The sequence below is a fragment of the Methylobacterium sp. SyP6R genome, assembly GCF_019216885.1.
Lineage (GTDB): Bacteria > Pseudomonadota > Alphaproteobacteria > Rhizobiales > Beijerinckiaceae > Methylobacterium.
In genome coordinates, this window is the sequence record NZ_JAAQRC020000001.1 from 2,363,731 (window position 1) to 2,377,929 (window position 14,199).

At 72.4% G+C, this 14,199-nt stretch carries 13 protein-coding genes; 9 read left to right on the forward strand and 4 right to left on the reverse strand.

The features are described 5' to 3' along the window. Positions 1-11: 11 nt before the first annotated feature. A complete protein-coding gene (locus tag HBB12_RS10915; RefSeq protein ID WP_236989371.1) occupies positions 12-1,292 on the reverse strand; it encodes an FAD-dependent monooxygenase in 1,281 nt (426 codons plus the stop codon). Between the two features lie 126 nt (positions 1,293-1,418). Between HBB12_RS10915 and tesB the strand changes: the two genes are divergently transcribed. The 4 genes from tesB to pyrE all read left to right on the forward strand — a co-directional run bounded on the left by tesB (position 1,419) and on the right by pyrE (position 5,363). After that, positions 1,419-2,297, forward strand: a complete 879-nt coding sequence (gene tesB, locus HBB12_RS10920; RefSeq protein WP_236989372.1) for an acyl-CoA thioesterase II — start codon at positions 1,419-1,421, stop codon at positions 2,295-2,297. A gap of 254 nt (positions 2,298-2,551) precedes the next feature. Continuing rightward, positions 2,552-2,890 carry a P-II family nitrogen regulator gene (locus HBB12_RS10925; protein ID WP_048450383.1) on the forward strand — a complete coding sequence of 113 codons (339 nt, stop codon included), beginning with the start codon at positions 2,552-2,554 and terminating at the stop codon, positions 2,888-2,890. A gap of 177 nt (positions 2,891-3,067) precedes the next feature. Next, complete coding sequence (locus tag HBB12_RS10930) at positions 3,068-4,582, forward strand: ammonium transporter (protein ID WP_236989373.1); 1,515 nt, start codon at positions 3,068-3,070, stop codon at positions 4,580-4,582. Between the two features lie 190 nt (positions 4,583-4,772). Continuing rightward, positions 4,773-5,363 carry an orotate phosphoribosyltransferase gene (gene pyrE / locus HBB12_RS10935; protein ID WP_236989374.1) on the forward strand — a complete coding sequence of 197 codons (591 nt, stop codon included), beginning with the start codon at positions 4,773-4,775 and terminating at the stop codon, positions 5,361-5,363. Between the two features lie 10 nt (positions 5,364-5,373). Here the strand turns inward: pyrE and HBB12_RS10940 are convergent, their stop codons facing one another. The 3 genes from HBB12_RS10940 to HBB12_RS10950 form a co-directional block, all read right to left on the reverse strand. Then, the gene (locus HBB12_RS10940; RefSeq protein WP_236989375.1) at positions 5,374-5,922 is read right to left on the reverse strand and encodes a biotin transporter BioY; all 549 of its coding nucleotides are present in this window, start codon (positions 5,920-5,922) and stop codon (positions 5,374-5,376) included. A 255-nt stretch (positions 5,923-6,177) separates the two neighbouring features. Beyond that, positions 6,178-6,786: an energy-coupling factor transporter transmembrane component T family protein gene (locus HBB12_RS10945; protein ID WP_236989376.1), complete on the reverse strand. Its 609-nt coding sequence runs from the start codon at positions 6,784-6,786 to the stop codon at positions 6,178-6,180. Beyond that, positions 6,783-7,457 (reverse strand): energy-coupling factor ABC transporter ATP-binding protein, encoded by a 675-nt coding sequence (locus HBB12_RS10950; RefSeq protein WP_236989377.1) that lies wholly within the window; start codon positions 7,455-7,457, stop codon positions 6,783-6,785. Before HBB12_RS10950 ends, HBB12_RS10945 begins: the two co-directional genes overlap by 4 nt. 228 nt (positions 7,458-7,685) lie before the next feature. Between HBB12_RS10950 and HBB12_RS10955 the strand changes: the two genes are divergently transcribed. Genes HBB12_RS10955 through HBB12_RS10975 form a run of 5 tightly spaced genes read left to right on the forward strand, consistent with a single transcriptional unit; the run spans position 7,686 to position 14,197 of the window. Further along, positions 7,686-8,177 carry a chemotaxis protein CheW gene (locus HBB12_RS10955; protein ID WP_236989378.1) on the forward strand — a complete coding sequence of 164 codons (492 nt, stop codon included), beginning with the start codon at positions 7,686-7,688 and terminating at the stop codon, positions 8,175-8,177. Between the two features lie 7 nt (positions 8,178-8,184). After that, on the forward strand, positions 8,185-9,603 hold the full coding sequence (locus HBB12_RS10960) for a CheR family methyltransferase (RefSeq protein ID WP_236989379.1): 1,419 nt from the start codon (positions 8,185-8,187) through the stop codon (positions 9,601-9,603). Then, complete coding sequence (locus HBB12_RS10965) at positions 9,603-10,196, forward strand: chemotaxis protein CheW (RefSeq protein WP_236989380.1); 594 nt, start codon at positions 9,603-9,605, stop codon at positions 10,194-10,196. Before HBB12_RS10960 ends, HBB12_RS10965 begins: the two co-directional genes overlap by 1 nt. Positions 10,197-10,227: 31 nt before the next feature. Next, positions 10,228-11,904: a methyl-accepting chemotaxis protein gene (locus HBB12_RS10970; RefSeq protein ID WP_236989381.1), complete on the forward strand. Its 1,677-nt coding sequence runs from the start codon at positions 10,228-10,230 to the stop codon at positions 11,902-11,904. Between the two features lie 25 nt (positions 11,905-11,929). Continuing rightward, positions 11,930-14,197: a hybrid sensor histidine kinase/response regulator gene (locus HBB12_RS10975; RefSeq protein WP_236989382.1), complete on the forward strand. Its 2,268-nt coding sequence runs from the start codon at positions 11,930-11,932 to the stop codon at positions 14,195-14,197. Positions 14,198-14,199 lie beyond the last annotated feature (2 nt).

Here is a 14,199-nt window from a genome sequence, read left to right on the forward strand (position 1 = left end):
GCCACACCCGCCTACAACGCCTCCCCCCGCATCAACCGCGGCTGCCGCCCCCGCAACCCCGCCGCCTCGCGGATGAACAGCCGCTTCAAGCCCGGAAGCCGATCGACCAGGCCGAGGCCGAGGTCGCGGGCGAGGCGGACGGGCAGGGCATCGTTGGAAAACAGGCGGTTGAGGCCGTCGGTGGCCGCGCCCATCGCCAGCGTGTCGAAGCGCCGGCTGCGCTCGTAGGTCTCCAGAGCCTCGGGACCGCCCGGGTCGAGGCCGAGGCGCATCGTGTCGGCCAGCGCCTCCGCCAGGGCGGCGGCGCTGCGCAGGCCCAGATTCAGGCCCTGGCCGGCGATCGGGTGGATGACGTGGGCGGCGTCTCCCAGCAGCAGCAGGCGCCGGGCGCCGAAGCGCCGGGCGATGCCGAAGGAGAGCGGATAGGCCCGGAGCGGCGATTCGAGGGCAAGCCGACCGAGCGCAAGCCCGAAGCGCCGCTCGACCTCCATCAGGGTCTCCTCGGGACCGCCGCCGAGAAGGGCAGGAACCTCGGATTGCCGCTCGGTCCAGACGATCGAGGAGCGGTGGCCGAGCGGCCCGCCAAGAGAGCCATTCTGCGGCAGCGGCAGCACCGCGAACGGGCCGGAGGGCAGGAAATGCTCGATCGCCCGTCCCTCGTGGTCGCGCTCATGCGCCACCGTGGCGACGATGCCCGATTGCGGATAGGACCAGCCGACCCAGCCGATGCCGGCGGCCTCGCGCAGGCGCGATCGGGCGCCGTCCGCCGCCACGACGAGATCGGCCCGGATCGTCCGACCGTCGGGCAGGCGCGCGCCGATTTTGTCGGTCTCCGGCACGGCCGCCGAGACGGGGCTCGCCTCCAGCACCACGCCGGCAGCGGCGGCGGCGTCGCGCAGGGCGCTCAGCAGGCCGCCGCCTTCGATCATGTGGGCGAAGGGCTCGCCCGCGGCGACCTCGCCCTCGAAGGTCAGGAAGGTCGGCCGCACCGGGTCGGCGAGGCGGCTGTCGGTGATGACCATCTCGCGGATCGGCTGGGCACCGGAAGCGACCGTGTCCCATACGCCGAGGCGTTCCAGCATCCGCCGGGCGGCGGCCGCCACCGCGTAGGCGCGCAGGTCCCGCGGGGTGCCCATTCGGCCGAAGGCCGGATCGCAGACCGTGACCCGCACGGCCTCGCCGAGGGCCTGGCGCAGGGCGAGGGCCAGGGCCAGACCCGGCAAGCCTCCGCCCGCGACCACGATCTCCCGCGCCGCTCCCCGCCGCCCGCTCACGCCCACACCCTGCGCCATCTCGCGTTCGCCCGCTGCTCGTCCGGTGGGCCGCCTCATAGCACAAGGCGAGCGCTTGGCGTCGCTTGACGGCGCGCATCGGCCTGCGTCAGCTACGCACCCCTCCACCAGCCCGGATACACGCCCTTGCACGCGGTCGCCGACCTCCTCGACATCCTCGACCTGGAGCCGCTGGAGCAGAACCTCTTCCGGGGCCGCTCGCCGAAGGATCGCTGGCAGCGGGTCTATGGCGGCCAGGTGATCGGCCAGGCCCTCGTCGCCGCGACCCGGACGGTGCCGCCCGAGCGCCGGCCGCACTCGCTGCATGCCTATTTCCTGCTCGGCGGCGATCCGAAGGTGCCGATCGTCTACGAGGTCGACCGCATCCGCGACGGCCGCAGCTTCACCACCCGCCGGGTGGTGGCGATCCAGCACGGACGGCCAATCTTCTCGATGTCGGCCTCCTACCACGTCGAGGAACCGGGCTTCGACCACCAGGCCGAGATGCCGGCGGTGCCGATGCCGGAGGATCTGCCGGGCGAAGGCGCGCTCAAGGCCTCGATGCTGCCGCGGATGCCCGAGCCGGTCCGGGCCTATTTCGAGCGCGAGCGGCCGATCGAACTGCGCCCGGTCGAGCTCGCCCGCTACGGCTCGCGCGAGCCGGGCCCGGCGCGGTTCCACGTCTGGATCCGCGCCACCTCGCCCCTGCCGGACGATCCGGCGATCCACCAGGCGGTGCTCGCCTACGCCTCGGACATGACGCTGCTCGACACCTCGCTGGCGCCCCACGGCCGCACGGTGTTCGAGAGCGAGATCCAGCCGGCGAGCCTCGACCACGCCCTGTGGTTCCACCGGCCGTTCCGGGCCGACGAGTGGCTGCTCTACGCCCAGGACAGCCCGAGTGCGTCGGGCGGCTGCGGCTTCTCCCGCGGGCTGATCTTCACCCGCGACGGTACCCTCGTGGCCTCGGTCGCGCAGGAGGGCATGATCCGCGAGAAGCGTGTGCACCCCGAGCCGGAAGCCTGATCTGCTACGCCCACGATTTGGGCAATTGCCGCTTCTTTCACCGGCATTGCCATCCGGAGCGGCTTCATTATCCGCAATCGGCCCAGGAACCGGGCAGCTTGTCCGTAGGACCGTCGCCCGATCGTGGCACGTTCCTTGATTGATGCCTTTCGAGACCGGCGCCTGGGGGCCAACGGGTTCGCCTCGAACGCCGGTTCACACGTCGCCCCGGTCCGCCCGGGCGTCAGACGCCAAATCGAAAGGGGGCTCGTCCCATGAAGATCGTCATGGCCATCATCAAGCCGTTCAAGCTGGAAGAGGTCCGCGACGCCCTCACCAGCATCGGCGTGCACGGCCTGACCGTGACCGAAGTGAAGGGCTACGGCCGGCAGAAGGGACATACCGAGATCTATCGCGGGGCCGAGTACGCCGTCAGCTTCCTGCCCAAGCTCAAGATCGAGGTGGCGGTCGCCGTCGACCTGGTTTCGAACGTCGTCGACACCATCGCGGCCGCCGCCCGCACCGGCCAGATCGGCGACGGCAAGATCTTCGTGATGCCGCTCGAGAAGGCCGTGCGCATCCGCACCGGCGAGACCGACGTCGACGCCCTCTAAGTCGCAATTGCCGAGGCGCCCACCGGTTCGGCGATGAACATGATGCGGAAACAATAAGACAATAGGCAGAGTTGCGAACCGCAAATCTGCCGAGATCGCTTTCCACGCGGGGCCGTTACGGTGTCCCGCGACTCCTTACACGCCATTGCCTTCGATTCCATCGGGAGTTCCTCTTCCATGAAGCTTCGCAACGTCCTGGCTCTGGGCCTGGGAGGCGCCGCGCTGGCGCTCCTCCTGGTGGAGCCGTCCCTGGCGCAGACGCCGACCGTCGAGGCGGCGACGGCAGCGCCGGCCGCCGCGGCCGCGGCGCCGTTGCCCAACAAGGGCGACACCGCCTGGATGCTGATCTCGTCCGCGCTGGTGCTGATGATGTCGGTGCCGGGCCTGGCGCTGTTCTACGGCGGCCTGGTGCGCACCAAGAACATGCTGTCGCTGCTGACCCAGGTCTTCGCCATCGTCTGCGTCGCCTGCATCGTCTGGGTGTTCTTCGGCTACAGCCTCGCCTTCACCAATGGCGGCGGCCTCAACGATTTCGTCGGCGGCTTCTCGAAGGCGTTCCTGCGCGGCGTCGACGCCAACTCGGTCGCAGCGACCTTCTCGAACGGCGTCGTCATCCCCGAATACGTCTATATCTGCTTCCAGATGACGTTCGCGATGATCACCCCGGCGCTGATCGTCGGCGCCTTCGCGGAGCGCATGAAGTTCTCGGCCCTGCTGCTGTTCAGCACGCTGTGGCTGATCTTCATCTACTTCCCGATGGCCCACATGGTCTGGTACTGGGGCGGCCCCGACGCGGTCGGCAACGCCGCCAAGGCGCTGGCGGCGGCCACCGACGAGGCCTCCAAGAAGGCGGCCCAGGACGCGCTCGACGCCGTCAACGCCGATGCCGGCCTGCTGTTCAAGTGGGGCGCCCTCGACTTCGCCGGCGGCACCGTGGTGCACATCAACGCGGGCATCGCCGGCATCGTCGGCTGCCTGATGCTCGGCAAGCGCATCGGCTACGGCCGCGACCTGCTCGCCCCGCACTCGCTCACCATGACGATGATCGGCGCCTCGCTGCTGTGGGTCGGCTGGTTCGGCTTCAACGCCGGCTCCAACCTGGAGGCCAACGGCTCGGCGGCGCTTGCCATGATCAACACCTTCGTGGCCACCGCCGCGGCCGGCCTGTCCTGGCTCCTCGTCGAGTGGGCCGCCAAGGGCAAGCCGTCGCTGCTGGGCATGCTGTCGGGCGCGGTCGCCGGCCTCGTCGCCGTCACCCCGGCCTGCGGCTTCGCCGGCCCGATGGGCTCGATCGTGCTGGGCCTCGTCGCCGGCGCCGTCTGCTTCGTGATGTGCTCGACCGTCAAAAACGCGCTCGGCTACGACGACTCCCTCGACGTCTTCGGCGTGCACTGCGTCGGCGGCATCCTGGGCGCGCTCGCCACCGGCATCCTGGTCAACCCGGCGCTCGGCGGCGTCGGCGCCCCCGACTACGCGACGAAGCCCGGCGAGCTGGTGGCCGCGGCCTACGAGTTCGGCCCGGCCTTCCTGTCCCAGGCCAAGGCGGTCGGCTTCACCATCCTGTGGTCGGGCATCGGCTCGGCGATCCTCTACAAGATCGTCGACGTGGTGGTCGGCCTGCGGGTGACGCAGGACGAAGAGCGCGAAGGCCTCGACCTCGCCGATCACGGCGAGCGGGCCTACAACTACTGAGGATCGGGCGGGCCGGGGCGGCGATCGCCCCGGCTCGCCTCGACGACGAAAGGAGCCCCGGTGCGGTCGCGCCGGGGCTTTTTTCATGGAGGCGCAGGCCCATCGCCGGCGCCCGACAGGATTGCACCCGGGCGGGCGCGCTGCCACAAGCCCCGATTCAGTGACGCCCCAACGACCACTGAAGGCCACCATGACCCCCGACGACGTCCTCGCCGAATTCCGCTCCGCCGGTGCCCTGCTGGAGGGGCATTTCGTGCTCTCCTCCGGGCTGCACAGCGCGGTGTTCCTGCAGAAGATGGCGATCTTCACCGATCCGGTGCGCACGGCGCGGGTCTGCGGCGCGCTGGCCGAGCGGATCGAGGAGCGCTACGGCCGGGTCGATTACGTCGTCTCGCCGGCGATCGGCGGCATCGTGCCGGGCTACGAGACCGCCCGGGCGCTCGGCGCCAAGGCGATCTTCGTCGAGCGCGATCCCGGCAAGCCGTTCGCCCTGCGCCGCGGCTTCCAGATCCCGAAGGGCGCCCGCGCGGTGATGGTCGAGGACATCGTCACCACCGGCCTGTCGTCGCGCGAATGCCTGTCGGCCCTGACCTCCGAGCCCGGCGAGGTGGTGGGCGCCGCCTGCCTGATCGACCGCTCGGGCGGCAAGGCCGATCTCGGCATGCCGCTGGTCGCTCTCGTCACCCTCGACATCCCGAACTACCCGGCCGACCAGCTGCCGCCGGAGCTCGCCGCGATTCCGGCGGTCAAGCCCGGCAGCCGCGCCCTGCCGGGCGCCTGACACACTCCTCTCACGCCCGCGGCGGGAGCGTCGGATAGGCCCGGCGCACCGCCCGGGCGATCAGCACCACGAGGACCACCTTCACGGCGTCGCCCGGCAGGAACCAGGCCGAGCCGATCGCCGCCTTGGCGAGATCGACCCGGGCGACGGCCGCGATCCACGGGATGCCGACCGCGTAGGGGAGGACGATTCCGCCGAGGACGAGGATCAGCGCCTCCTTCCACACCGTGAGGCTGCGGAGCGAGCGCTCGTACAGGAGCCCGATCACGAACGCGGCGACCGGCCACATCAGCACGAAGCCGCCGCCGGGGCCCATGACGATGCCGAGCCCGCCCCGCCCCCCGGCCATCAGCGGCAGCCCGGCGCAGACCAGGACGACGAACAGGGCGAGCGCCGCCCCGCCCCGGGTCGCACCCGCGATCGCGCCGGCCAGCATCGCGCCCATCGATTGCGCGGTGATCGGCACGCCGACGACCGGCAGGACGACGGGCGGGAACAGTCCGAGGGCCGCCGTGAGGGCAGCAAAGAGCGCGACGAAGACGATGTCCCGGGTCGACATGGGAGTCCTTGGTGCGAGGGGGGAAAGCGCGAGGCTTCGTCCGACGGCGGTGTGTGAGTGAAACCCACCCGCGACCTCATCCTGAGGTGCCGGCCGATCGAAGATCGGTTGGCCTCGAAGGAGGGCTCCGGATAGCGCCGAGACTTCTGGAGCCCTCCTTCGAGGTCAGTCGACTTTCGATCGACTAACACCTCAGGATGAGGTCGCGGATGGAATGGCGCGGATGTCGGTGACTCCGCGCCACTGGAACGAGTCTCATCCCCCAGCCCCGTCCGGGTCGTAGGAGCGCGCATCGATCGCCGCCGCGATGTCGTCGCTCATCTTGAGCATCCGCACGACGACCGGGACGGTGAGCGCCACGAGGCTGCGCTCCAGGCCGCGCGCCCGCTGCGCCTCGCGCACCTCGGCGGTGACGGTGGCCAGCACCGGGATGAAGCGCAAGGTGAGCGCGATGGCGAGCCCCACCTTGGCGGGATCGACGCCCAGGGGCCCGAGCCAGGACAGGCCGCGTTGCAGCGCCTCGATCAGGTCGGCGGTGCGCGTCGTGAGCGTCACGAGGCTGGCGAGCAGGACCAGGGCGGCGAGGCGGGCGGCCACCAGCAGGCCGGCGAGCCAGCCGTCGAGGGCGAGCTGGACCAGGATCAGCACGGCCAGCATCCAGGCCAACGGCCGCAGCTGCGCCAGAACGAGGCGGGCCGGGATGCCGGCGAGCCGGTAGAGCAGCCCGGTGACGACGAGCGCCGCGATGGCGAGATCGACCCGCGGGAGGGCGAACAGACAAGTGCCGGCGACGATCAGCGCGAGGATCTTCGCCCCCGACGGGACGCGATGGACAGGGCCCTCCCCCGGAACATAGGGAGTCACGACATCCTCGCGACATAGGCCGGGAGCGCCACCGCGGGGCGGCCGTCGACCACGACGCGGCCGTCCTCGAACACCAGCACCCGGTCGAAATGCTCCAGGAAGGCGAGGTCGTGCGAGACCACGATCGCCCGCTGGGAAAGCCCGTCGATGGCCTGCGCGATCCGGCGCTTGTTGCGCAGATCCAGCAGCGTCGTCGGCTCGTCGAACACGATCACGTCGGGTGCCATCGCCAGCACGCCGGCGAGCGCCAGGAGCTGCTTCTGGCCGCCGCTGAGCAGGTGGGCCGGGTGGTCGCGCAAGCCGAACAGGTCGTAGCGGCGCAGGGCCTCCTCGGTCCGCCGGGCGATCTCGTCCTTGGGCAGCCCGAGATTCTTCAGCCCGAAGGCGAGATCCTCCGCCACCACCGGCAGCACGATCTGGTTGTCGGGGTTCTGGAACACGAAGCCGACCTTGCGGCGCACCGCCCTGCCGTCGCGGCGCGTGTCGAGCCCGTCGACCCGCACGATCCCCTGCGAGGGCAGGAGCAGGCCGTTGAGCAGGCGCGCGAAGGTGCTCTTGCCGCTGCCGTTGCCGCCCACCACCGCGATGCGCCGTTCCGTCAGGTCGAGGGTGAGGTCGCGGAGCACCACGCGCTCGCCGAAAGCGTGGGTGACCTGCCGGATCTCGATCATGGCGACCTCTCGGTCATGGCGATCTTTCGGTCATGGCGATCTTTCGGTCATGGACGACGCTGCCCCCTCACGGGTCGGGACCCGGGGCCGGGCGGCGCCTCATAGCACCTCCGGCGCGGGCCGACAGGACGCAAGGCTCAGGCGATGCGGAGGCTCCCGGCGGTTTGGAAACCGTCCCCGCCTGCCCTATCTGACGCATGGGCGGATCGGCCCGCGGGGGTACACAGCATGACGACCGGGACGGCCTACCTCTTGGTCGCGATCGCCGGGACGGAGTGCGCCCTGCCGCGCGAGGCGGTGCGGGAGATCCTGCCCCTGCCCCGGCTGTGGCGCCCGCCGGGGGCGCCGGGGGCGCTCGCCGGCTTCCTCAACCTCGCCGGCAGCGCCGTGCCGGTGGTCGATCTCGCGGTCCTGTTCGGCCTCGGCCAGCCGGCGACGGCCCGGGCGGTGCTCTACCGCCACCTGATCCTGCTCAAGAGCGAGTCCCCCATGGCTCTGCTCGTCGACCGGGTCGCGGACGTCGTGCGGATCGAACAGACCCAGGTGCGGCCGGTCGCCGACGGGGCGACGCTGAACGGCTGCGTCTGCGCCGAGATCCGGACCGGCGAGCGGCTGGTGCACGGGCTCGCGGTCGACCGCATCCTCCTCGCCGAGGAGCGCGACCGCGTCGCGGCGCAGACCCGGGAGGCGCAGGCGCGGCTCGCCGAGTGGGCGGCCTGAACCGGACATGCGGCCCCTGAAGGGCGCGGCCCCGACCGGAGACCCGGCCTTCGCGGCACTCAAGAGCCGCCTCGTCGCCCGCACCGGCCACCATTACTACGCCGACAAGGACGACCTCCTGTGGGAGCGGGTCGGCCGGCGCATGCGCGCCCGGGGCGTGCCCGATCCGGCCGGCTACCTGGCGGTGCTGGAAGGATCGGAGGGCGAGTGGGCGGCGCTCGAATCCGAGATCACCATCGGCGAGACGTTCTTCTTCCGCTACGCCGAGCAATTCGCGGCCCTGCGCGGCACGATCCTGCCCGAGCGCATCGCCGCCCGGGGCGCCGAGCGGCGGCTCCGGATCTGGAGCGCGGGCTGCTCCACCGGGCCCGAGACCTACTCGGTCGGGATCGTGCTGCACGAACTCCTCGGCGAGCGCCTGCCCGACTGGCGCATCGGGCTGACCGGCACCGACATCAACCGCGACGTGCTCGGAGTCGCCCGGCGGGCGGTCTACGGCACCTGGGCCCTGCGGACCCTCGGGGCGGAGGAGCGCGAGCGCTATTTCCGGCCCGGCCCGCGAGAGGGCACCTTCGCGCTGCGCCCTGAGTTCCGCGGCCTCGCCCGGTTCGAGCCGCAGAACCTGATGAGCCTCCTGGACGGCACCGCCTCCCTGGCGCTGACCGATTACGACCTCATCCTGTGCCGCAACGTCCTGATCTACTTCCACCCGGACGTGGTGCAGGCCCTGGTGCGGGCCCTGGCGCAGCGCCTGCGGCCCGGCGGCTGGCTGCTGCTGGGCCATGCCGAGCCGAACCCGGCCTTCGCGGAGTTCCTGCAAGCCGTCTCGCTGCCGGGCACCGCCGCCTATCGCCGCCGGGAAGACGGGCGGGAGGACAGGATGGCGCCGGACATAGGCCCGCCCCTGCCCGCCTGGCCCGAGCCGGTCCCGGACGCGGCCTGGATGCCGCTCCTGCCCCCGACGGGGCCGGTCCCGGAGCCGGCCCGGTTCGTGCCGGCGATGCCCGCGCCCGCCCCGGTCGCCGTGCCGGAAGGCCCCGTCACGGTGGTCCGGGCGCTCGCCGATGCCGGCGACCTGGAGGCGAGCTGGCAGGCCTGCCGGGCAGCCCTCCTGCAGGACCCGACCGATCCGCGCCTGCGCTACTACGAAGGATTGCTGGCCCGCGCCCGCGCCCGGCCGGACGAGGCGGAACGTGCCTTCCGCGGCGCGCTCTATCTCGATAAAGGGTTCGTGATGGCGCATTACCACCTCGGCCTCACCCTGATCGCCGCCGGCCGCCGCGAGGCCGGGCGGCGCGCCGTGGCCAATGCCCTGCGGCTCGCAGCAACCCTGCCGGCCGAGGCGACCCTGCCCGAGGGCGACGGGCTCACGGCCGCCGACCTCTCCGGCGCCGCCCGGCCGCTCCTCGGCGACGAGGCCGCCTGATGCCGCAATCCGCCCTTCCCGCCGGGCCGGCTTTGCCCGGCGAGTCCGCCCTGACCGCCGCCCGGATCGAGGCGATCCTGGATTCGCGCACCCGCAGCCTCGCCGCCCGCGGGACGGCGCCGGAGGCGCGGCCGACCCGGTCGCTGCTCGTCTGCCGGGCCGGCGCCGAGACGATCGGCCTGCCCCTCGACGGCGTCGCCGAGGTGTTTCCGTTCCGGCCCTGCACGAAGGTGCCGGGAGCGCCGGCCGCGCTCGTCGGCCTCACCGGGCGGGGCGGGGTGCTGGTCAGCGTGGTCGATCTCGCGGTGGCGCTGGGGACCGCGCCGGCCTCCCCGGAGGGCGCCGCCGGCCACGTCGTGCTCCTGCGCCGCGACGGTCCCCGCATCGGCCTCAGGGTCGATCGCGTCCTGTCCATGGCCGAGGCCGTGGTCGAGACCTCGGCCGAAGGGCTGGGCAGGCGGGCGGTGGCGGGCTATGCCCGCGCCGCGCTGACCGCCGACGACCATGGTGCCGACGCATCCGGCTTCGCGGTGATCGACCTCGCCTCTCTCCTGGCGCCGCTCCTCGCGGCCGAGCCCCCCGGGCCGGCCTGACCCCGCCATCCAGCCAAAGAGACCCTCTCGCGTGTCGCTCTCGATCGGGAACCGCATCCTCCTCGGCTTTTCCGCCGTCGTCCTGGTGATCGTGGCGCTCGGCGTCTACGCGGTCGGGCAGATCGGCGAGGTGCGCAACGCCACCGACATCATCGTCACCCGCGACCTGACGGTGATGCACCAGCTCGAGAACATCCGCGAGGCACAGCGCCGGATGAGCGACCTGCGCGACGAGGCGGCCACCCGCTACTATCTCCGCGCGCTCGGCCGCGAGCTGACTTCCAAGGAGGAGCCGACGGTGACCTGGCGGCGCATCGCCGCCTCCGCCGAGACGGCGCTCGCCGGCGCCATCACCACCGCCAACGACTACCGGGCGCAGTCGCTCTCGGCCGACCGCGCCGCCGCCTGGCAGCGCATCGCCGAGCTGCTGGTCGCGGCCGGGGCCGAGCTGCGCACCACCCGCACCGCCACCGAGCGCCAGTTCGAGGCGCTCAACGCCAACGACGTCCCGGCCATCCAGGCGTCCGAGACCGCCCTCGACCAGTCCGGGGAGAATTTCGTGCGCACCATGGGGGCGGCGCGCGACGCCCTCGACGGGGCGATCACCGCCGGCCAGCGCCGGGTCGGGGCGATCTACGAGGAGAGCCGGCTCTCGACCTTGGTGGCGCTCGCGATCTGCGTCGTCATGGCGGTCGTCATCACGGTGCTGATCCGCCGCTCGGTGGTGCAGCCCCTCGACGCCGTGATGGTCTTCGTCGGCAAGGTCGGCAGCGGCGACCTCACCGGCCGCATCGCCGAAACCAGCCGCGACGAGCTCGGGCGCCTGGGGGGCGTGCTCAACCAGATGGTCGAGGGCCTGCGCCAGCTCGCCAGCCAGAACCGCGCCTCGACCTCGAACCTCAACGCGGCGGCGGCCGAGATCCGCGCCTCGGCCCAGGAGCAGGCGGCGAGCGTCGAGGAGCAGTTCGCCGCCGTGCAGGAGACCGCCGCCACCGTCGACGAGATCACCCATGCGGGCGCCCAGATCGGCAAGCGCGCGCAGGAAGTGATCGCGACCGCCCAGGCCACCGCCCAGACCTCGAGCGCCGGGCTTCGCGCCGTCGACGAGACGGCGAAGGCCATGGACGCGATCCGCGAGCAGAGCGAGGCGGTGGCCGAGAATATCGTCGCCTTGAGCGAGAAGACGCAGGCGATCGGCGAGATCATCGCGACCGTCAACGACGTCTCGGAGCGCACGCATCTGCTCGCGCTCAACGCCGCCATCGAGGCGGCGGCGGCCGGCGAGAGCGGGCGCAGCTTCGCCGTGGTGGCCTCCGAGATGAAGGCGCTCGCCGACCAGGCCAAGGAGGCGACCGGCCAGGTGCGGGCCATCCTCGGCGACATCCAGCGCGGCATCAACGCCTCGGTGATGCTGACGGAGGAGGCGGTCAAGCGCGTGGCGGTCGGCAAGGAGCGCACCGACACCACCCATGCGACGATCGAGGAGATCACCGCCCGGGTGCAGGAGAGCGTGCAGACTTTCCAGCAGATCGTCGCCTCGACCAACCAGCAGCAGCTCGGCATCGAGCAGGTGATGGGTGCACTCCAGAACATCCGCCAGGCGAGCCAGCAGACCGCCGCCGGCACCCGCCAGGTCGAGGCCGCCGCCGCCAACCTGAGCGAACTCGCGAGCGCCCTCCTGGCACTCGCCGAGCGCTACCGGCTCTGAGCGACGAAGACAGCGCCACGCCCCGATGGACGACATCCGCCAGCTCCTCCTCGCGGCCTTCGACGCCGAGCACCGCGAGCACCTCGCGGCGATCCGGGCGGCCCTCGCCGCGGCCGAAGCGGGCCGGCCGGCGGACTGGAACGACGTCTTCCGCCGCGCCCACAGCCTGAAGGGGGCGGCCCGCGCCGTCGACCTGCCGGCGGTGGAGGAGATCGCCCATCGGCTGGAGGCCCTGTTTGACCGGGTGGTGCAGGGCCGTACTGGCCTCGACCGGGCCACCGCCGGGGTGGTCGAGCTCGCCCTCGACCGGATCGAGGGGCTGGTCGCGGGCCTCGCCGAGACCCCTGAGCCGGCGGCCCCCGCCGATGCCATCGCGGCGCTCGATGCCTGCCTGTCCGGCGCGCCGGTCCCGTCCGCCGAGCCCGCATCCAGGCCCGAGCCGGAACCCAGGCCCGAGCCGAAGCCGGCACCCGAGCCCCATGACGGCGCGATCTCCTACCTGCGCATCGCCAGCGACCAAGTCGAGAGCCTGTCGAAGGCGGTGCACGACCTCACCGCCGTGCTCCAGGGCCAGGAGGCGATCGGTGGGGCGGTCACGGGGCTCGAATCCGGCGCGCGCGCCTTGCGCCGCAGCGTCGACACGGTGCAGGGGCGCACCGGCGAGATGGTGGCGCTCGCCCGCCGCCTGCGCGAGGCCGGCGACCCGGCGGGCATCGCGCTCGACGGCTTCGTCGACCGGGTGCGCCGCCTCGACGGCGACCTGAGGGCGGTGATCCGCGGCATCTCGGGCCTCGCCCGGGTGCAGAGCCGCAGCACCGGCGCGGTCGACACCGCCCTGCGGCGCCTGCGCGACGATGCCGACCGGCTGCTCCTGGTCCCGGCCGAGACGGTGTTCGGCGGCTACGGCCGGATGGTGCGGGAGATCGCCCGCGAGGCCGGATTGCCGATCGAGGTGCGGCTCAACGGCCTCGACCTCCAGGTCGATCGCGGGTTGCTGCAAGCGCTGAAGGATCCGGTGCTGCACGCCCTGCGCAACACGATCAGCCACGGAGCGGAAAGTCCCGAGGCGAGGCGGAAGGCGGGGAAGCCCGAGGCGTTGTCCGTCACCCTGTCGGTGGCCTCGAAGGGCAGCCAGCTCGTGGTGACGATCCGCGACGACGGCCGCGGCCCGGACCTCGCCCGCATCCTCGAGACCGGGCGGCGCCAGGGCCTGGTGGCGCCGGGACCTGAGCCCGGCCCGGACGAGATCCTCGACCTCGTCTTCGCCCCGGGCTTCTCCACCGCGACCGCCGTCGACCGGATCGCCGGGCGCGGCATGGGCCTGTCGGTGGTGGCGGAAGCCGCGCGGTCCCTGCGCGGCCGGGCCTCCTTACGGCCAGCGGAGCCCTCCGGCACCGACGTGGTCATCACCGTGCCGCTCTCCGCCGCGCGCCAGCCGGTGCTGCTCGTCGAGGCGGCCCTGAGGCCGGGCGAGGCGCCCCAGACCTTCGGCCTGCCGAGCGGCGCGGTCGCCGGCCTCCTGCGCCTCACCGAGCGCGACCTCGCGTCCGTCGCCGGCGAGCCGGCGGCACGGATCAAGCAGGGGGGACGGGACGTTGTCGTGCCTCTCGTCCCCCTCGCCTCGCTCCTCGGATCCGGTGTCGCTCCCCTCCCCCTCCGTGACGGCCTCGTCCGCGCCGTCCTCCTGCGCTGCGGCCCCGCGCTCAGTGCGGTCGCCGTCGACCGGCTCCTCGACGTGCGGGTGCTCCTCGTCGGCCCGGCCCCGCCCTTCGGCGGCGATCCGGCGCTGATGTCGGGCACCGTCATGCTCGCCGACGAGATGCCCGCCCTGGTGCTCGACGCGGAAGGCTTGTGCGCCCGGGCGCGAACCGGCGGGCTGGTGGCGGCCGCCCCCGCGAGCCTCCCTGAGCGCCGCGCGAAGCGCGTACCGACTGTGCTGGTGGTCGACGATTCGATCACCACCCGGACCCTGGAGAAGAGCATCCTGGAGGCCCACGGCTACCGGGTCTTCGTCTGCGTCGACGGGCAGGACGCCCTCGACCGCCTGCGCCGGGATGGGGCGGACGTCGACCTCGTGGTCGCCGACGTGGAGATGCCGCGCCTCGACGGGTTCGGCCTGCTCCAGGCGGTCAAGGCCGATCCGGGCTTGACGCGGCTGCCCGTGATCCTGATGACCTCTCGCGGCGATCCCGCCGACATCCGCCGGGGCCTCGATCTCGGGGCCGACGCCTACATCACCAAGCAGAAGTTCGACCAGCGCGAGCTTCTCGACACGATCGGTCAGCTGCTGTGAGC

Bases quoted from the DNA above. Each gene is read 5' to 3' on its own strand.
- HBB12_RS10915 (WP_236989371.1), bottom strand. From the start codon at position 1,292: ATGGCGCAGGGTGTGGGCGTGAGCGGGCGGCGGGGAGCGGCGCGGGAG.
- HBB12_RS10925 (WP_048450383.1), top strand. From the start codon at position 2,552: ATGAAGATCGTCATGGCCATCATCAAGCCGTTCAAGCTGGAAGAGGTC.
- HBB12_RS10930 (WP_236989373.1), top strand. From the start codon at position 3,068: ATGAAGCTTCGCAACGTCCTGGCTCTGGGCCTGGGAGGCGCCGCGCTG.
- pyrE (WP_236989374.1), top strand. From the start codon at position 4,773: ATGACCCCCGACGACGTCCTCGCCGAATTCCGCTCCGCCGGTGCCCTG.
- HBB12_RS10940 (WP_236989375.1), bottom strand. From the start codon at position 5,922: ATGTCGACCCGGGACATCGTCTTCGTCGCGCTCTTTGCTGCCCTCACG.
- HBB12_RS10950 (WP_236989377.1), bottom strand. From the start codon at position 7,457: ATGATCGAGATCCGGCAGGTCACCCACGCTTTCGGCGAGCGCGTGGTG.
- HBB12_RS10955 (WP_236989378.1), top strand. From the start codon at position 7,686: ATGACGACCGGGACGGCCTACCTCTTGGTCGCGATCGCCGGGACGGAG.
- HBB12_RS10960 (WP_236989379.1), top strand. From the start codon at position 8,185: ATGCGGCCCCTGAAGGGCGCGGCCCCGACCGGAGACCCGGCCTTCGCG.
- HBB12_RS10965 (WP_236989380.1), top strand. From the start codon at position 9,603: ATGCCGCAATCCGCCCTTCCCGCCGGGCCGGCTTTGCCCGGCGAGTCC.
- HBB12_RS10975 (WP_236989382.1), top strand. From the start codon at position 11,930: ATGGACGACATCCGCCAGCTCCTCCTCGCGGCCTTCGACGCCGAGCAC.